This window comes from Hymenobacter arcticus (genome assembly GCF_054779975.1).
Genome location: NZ_BAAGXF010000041.1, coordinates 1 through 2945, shown reverse-complemented (window position 1 = coordinate 2945; position 2945 = coordinate 1). Strand labels below are relative to the sequence as shown.

The window sequence follows — 2945 nt, the reverse complement described above, 5'->3', positions numbered from 1 at the left end:
CCGGCTGCCAGGCGGCTCCGGGAGCACCTTGTTCGACTACCCGGCCCAGTGGGGAAGTTTCGTACCGCGTCACCGTAAGGGGACTCACGTCTTGTGCGATGCGGGAAATGGTAGTGGTGGATCTATAAAAGGCGGTCTGTTGAGCGAAGGCGTCTGTTTGGTAGGAGCCATTGTTACCAAAGCCCGCGTTGGTACTACCCGTATACGGTAAGTAATTAGTTGCTCGTCGACCAAGCGGATCATACGTGATAGGGGTTACGATATCGAGTTTAGTCGGACTGCCCTGAACTTGTATCTGTTGGACTGGGCGGCCTAAACCATCAAAGTAGGTTGTCTGCTGCTGGCGAGCAGCATATTCTGTCCTACTAACGCTCGCATTATTATTGTCGAAATTAGTCATGGCGCTGACCGCGCTAGCTGTCAGTTTGCCTGGTATGAGTACCGAATTGATGGTAATATAATTCTGATCCTGATTGACAGTAACAGTGACGGAGGCTGTACTTGTATTATTATCAGAAGAGAGCCCTTGGACCGTATAGGTGGTGGTAGTAGCCGGCGCTACCGTAACCTGCGCCGCGGTCCCTATTACTGTTCCCTTGTCGTCCTTCCACACGTAAGAACAGGCGCCACTAGCCGCAAGGGGAATAGTGGTCCCCGGCTCAACCGTTGGGGCTGCTGGCGTTACCGTTAGCAGGGGTTGACCAATTATGGCCGTTGTAATGGTCGTCTTGAGATTCCAAGTGGAACTGCTAACTCCTTCAGTTACTACGTAATAGGTTCCTGACTCCAGGGTGAGCTGTAGCGAAGGGGAGTAACTCGAAGAGCAGAGGGGACCATTGCCGTAGTTAGAGACAATCCATTGCCCACTGCTGTCAAGCAAATGCAGGTAAGTAGGATAACCTAATTCACAGCCCCGGATACTTACTTGTTCTCGCCCGGGGAGGGTAAACTTGTAGTACACGTCGTCACTACGTTGCCCATTGAAATTATTGCTATTCTTAGCGGCATCGTAATTATTGCCAAAACAATTCCCTGGATTATTATTCTGGGTGTCAGTATAAGAGCTTCCACAAGCTAACAGGCCCGCATCGATAGCACGAGCTAGACCAGCGCCCGCTGGGGGATTCGTGGCGGCTGGCACACTTATATAAAGATAAATATATTTTCCCTGTGCAGTGCTGTTTGCCCCTTGCACGGTAGCATAATAGGTTCCAGGATTAAGGTATAAGGAAGCAGCCCCAGTTGTAGCAGGATAGAGTATACTTCCTTGAGAGTCAGCAATCAACAACTGCGAACTAGTGGAAGGACCCCGTGAGTCGAATGTAAAGTTACCTGCACTGTTGATGGTTATTTGCAGTCGTAACGCACTCGCATTAGGATAGCACGTACCCGGTCCTACGTTTGCCCCGTAGCTGAAGGAGCTGTTGCAAGCATATAGGGAAGTAGCGTTAATGGTCGGCAGGGTACTGGTGTCAGGGCTGCCAGGGCACTGGCCCCAAGCCTTTTGCACCAAGGCTACTTGCAGCAGGCTAAATGCAAGCAGGACGAAGCAATAAATACTTTTCATAGAAAAGAATAGCAATTTCCGAAAAATGAGGCAGGGTGCGAGGGAGTCGCACTACTTGTTCTTATAGTGGTACTGGTATTGTTTGACAACATTACCATCTTGGTCACGCTGCAGGCTTAAGCGGTGCAGTTCGTCGTACTCAGTTACCGTCGGCTTATTGTTGGCATCAGAAATACTGGTGACCCCGATGCCTGGCCGATGCGTATAGGTCGTCATCTGCGCATCAGCCGGATAGATGCGCACGTCATCAAACCATACCCGACCTTTTCCGACACTAGTGCTGCTATAGAAGTTGGTTAAGCGGCAATTGAGGCCAGTAATGCCTGGGGGGACATCCACTTCCTTTTGCAGGTATACCCACTTGCCCGTGTCTGCTCTATCCAGCGCTACGTAGACGTAGTCAGAGAACTCGTAGCGCGTCTTCCCTGGTTGATATAAGAAGAGCCAGAGCTGAGCAGTTGGCCCTTCACTATACACCCAGCCTGACAGAACGTATTTCTTGGTAGCCGTCAGGCTAATGGCGAGCGGAGTTGTGCTGAAACTGTGGTATTGGTCACCTTCCCTATCGGAAATGATAACACCCGCATTACTGCCAGTTCGGGCCCGTAGCGAAGTGTAGGCAAAATAGTCCGTTTCCCAGCCAGTACCTTCTTCAAAGTTGCTGTGAAATACCTCATTAGGAGCCGCATTATCTATCTTGGCGATAGGTAAGGTACTGTTGTATCCCCACTGATAGCTGGTCAATTGTTTGCCTTCCTGAGAAAGTCCCAGAATATTGCCCTTGTTATCATAGCTATCCAGAGATAGCTTGAGTTTAACCTGCCTATCATTACCATTCAAAATGAGCGGGGCAGTAGGATCCGCACTATAAGTAATGCCGGTGTACTGACTGGTTGGCACTACCGGTTCAAATTGATAGGTTTGATAAGGCGTGATGTTAGAGACGCCGGATGCCTGGTAAGTCTGAAAGGTACTAACAGTAACCAGCGCGTTTTTATACACAGTAGTTTCCAGCGGAAGGGCTACCATGTTACGTGCTCTCATAGCCGTAATAGCTGCTACGGTAGGATTAGTGGCAGACGAGGACGGATAATTAAAGCAATATTTATAAGCAGTCTGAATCGACTGGCCTTTACTATCGGTAGTAGCTTCCTGACTAAGAATCCTGTTTGGATAATACGCCAGGTTTCGGGTAGTAGTGATTGGGTTTTGCCCTGCCACATCGTACAAGCGCTCTGTAACCGCAGTCGGCAGATAGGAATCTGTATAAATACGATAAGCTGTCCCCTCAGCAGCCGTGACCGCGCTATTACTGCAAACCTGGTAAGCGTTTAGCTTAATAGAACGGACAAAATCGGGCGAGCCATATTTGGCATAA

At 49.5% G+C, this 2945-nt stretch carries 2 protein-coding genes; both read right to left on the bottom strand.

Translation table 11 applies throughout. The features are described from left to right. Nucleotides 1-1285, bottom strand: a 1285-nt coding sequence (locus ACYVGC_RS24925; RefSeq protein WP_460586560.1) for a DUF6443 domain-containing protein, incomplete at its 3' end; no start/stop codon positions are given. A 333-nt stretch (nucleotides 1286-1618) separates the two neighbouring features. Then, nucleotides 1619-2945: hypothetical protein (locus ACYVGC_RS24920; protein ID WP_460586559.1), on the bottom strand; the 1327-nt coding region annotated here is incomplete at its 5' end.